General features: G+C 60.9%; 1 protein-coding gene. It reads left to right on the top strand.

What is annotated here, in order from left to right; genetic code table 11:
* The first annotated feature begins 115 nt into the window (after positions 1-115).
* Positions 116-1,717, top strand: a complete 1,602-nt coding sequence (locus AAC01S_RS18350; protein WP_067625942.1) for a spermidine synthase — start codon at positions 116-118, stop codon at positions 1,715-1,717.
* Positions 1,718-1,868: the final 151 nt, after the last annotated feature.

Here is a 1,868-nt window from a genome sequence, read left to right as displayed (position 1 = left end):
TTTCGCCCCCGCATCCCGCATCCCGCATCCCGCTTTCTCCGCATAGAAGCCCGCCGACTGGAATACCCTACACTTACATCCGTTTATTCCCACAATAAGTAAAGGGGTCGGCGCGATGAAGCGCAATTCGAAAACGTCGCAGGAACCCCGACAGATGGCTTTATCTGCGGGATTTTTCTATATCTACGTGGCATGTACAGGTGCGGCGGTGATGGCCATCGAGCTCGCGGCGTCGCGTTTTTTGGCGCCGTACTTTGGGACGTCGATGATCGTGTGGGCCAATGTCATCGGACTGGTCCTCCTCGCCATGTCGATTGGCTATTGGGTTGGCGGGCGCCTGGCGGACAAACGTCCGTCCGTTCGAATCCTATTGTCGATCACGACCGCAGCCGGCCTTTGGACCGCCTCGCTGCCGCTTTGGGGGCACTGGATTTTCGCCCCGTTGTCCAACGGTCTGCTTGATACGTCGATATCCGTTATTCTACTATCCTTCGCCGCCATCCTGATGGTTTTCGCGCCGCCTGTGTTCCTGCTGGCCATGGTGAGTCCGTACGCCATTCGGCTTACGACGTCGCAGACGGCGAGCGCCGGAAGCGTCGCGGGAAATCTGTACGCGTGTTCGACCGTCGGATCGCTCGTGGGGACGTTCTGCACCGCATTCGTGACCGTTCCGCAATTCGGCTTGACCGACACATTTATCATCTGGTCGTCGCTCTTGATCGGCGTCAGCGTCTGGGGCTGGCTTCGGCATTGGGCGATCCAATTGGCGACCGCGTCGACGCTGCTCCTGCTGATCGGCGGCGACACGGTCGTCGCACGGCAGGCGGGCCCGACGCCAACCGGCAAGGACGTGCTGTGGGCGAAGGATACGTTGTATCAACATGTGCAGGTGGATCGGAACAAGGACGGATCGGTGGAACTCGTGTACAACGAAGGCGGAGGGGTACAGTCGGTACGGCGTCCCCACGACGCACTGACAGAAACCGACTACTACGACGATTACCTGTTGCTGCCGTACCTCGTGTCCGCGTCGAAGCATCTTCCGTCTGCCGCGACGCCGATTGAAGTGGCGGTGCTCGGTTTAGCAGGAGGGACGATTCCGCATTTGCTCGCCAAGTATGACGCTGCCGACTTCCTGCGGCTGCACGTAACGGGTGTCGAGATCGATCCCGACGTCATCCCGCTCGACACCCACTACTTCGGCTTGCAACCAACGGAGGCCACGCTGGTCAACGCCGACGGGCGTGTCTATATTCGCCAGAGTAAAAAATCGTTCGATCTCATCATCGTCGACGCGTACGCCAACCAGATCTACATTCCGCCGCACATGTCAACGCGCGAGTTTTTCGAGGAAGTGGCGCATCACCTGACCCCGGATGGGCTGCTCGCGCTTAACGTCAACGCGACATCCGAGGACGCTCCCCTGCTCTTGGCGTTCGAGCGGACGTTGACGAACGTGTATCCCTATGTCTATCGCATCAAGGCACAGGGGGCGTTCAACCAGTTGCTGATCGGATCGCAGAAGGCGTTGCCGACATCGCCTGCCGCCCACCTGCCCGCCGCGGGACCGTTGGCGCAAGTCGTACGCCACTGGCCGACAGTGCTCAAACCTTTACAGGCAAGTGACGTACGGAAAGGCATGCTGCTCACGGATGACAAGGCACCAACGGAGTCGTTGACGGATCGGATGATTGTGCAGTACGCGAAGCACCGGTAGGAGTCGCGACATGGTTGCGCGGCAAAGGCGCGCGGGATGGTGCGATGGCGGTGGCGGGCGACCCGCTGGCGCTGACCGGAGGCAAAGGCGCGCGCGCTGTCGCGATCGCGATGGCAGGCGACCCGCTGGCGCTGACTGGCGGCAAAGGCGC

This window comes from Alicyclobacillus acidiphilus NBRC 100859, from assembly GCF_001544355.1.
Classification (GTDB): Bacteria; Bacillota; Bacilli; order Alicyclobacillales; family Alicyclobacillaceae; genus Alicyclobacillus; species Alicyclobacillus acidiphilus.
The sequence above is the reverse complement of the archived record's forward strand: the minus strand, read 5'-3'. Positions and strand labels throughout refer to the sequence as shown.

Bases quoted from the DNA above. Each gene is read 5' to 3' on its own strand.
- AAC01S_RS18350 (WP_067625942.1), top strand. From the start codon at position 116: ATGAAGCGCAATTCGAAAACGTCGCAGGAACCCCGACAGATGGCTTTA.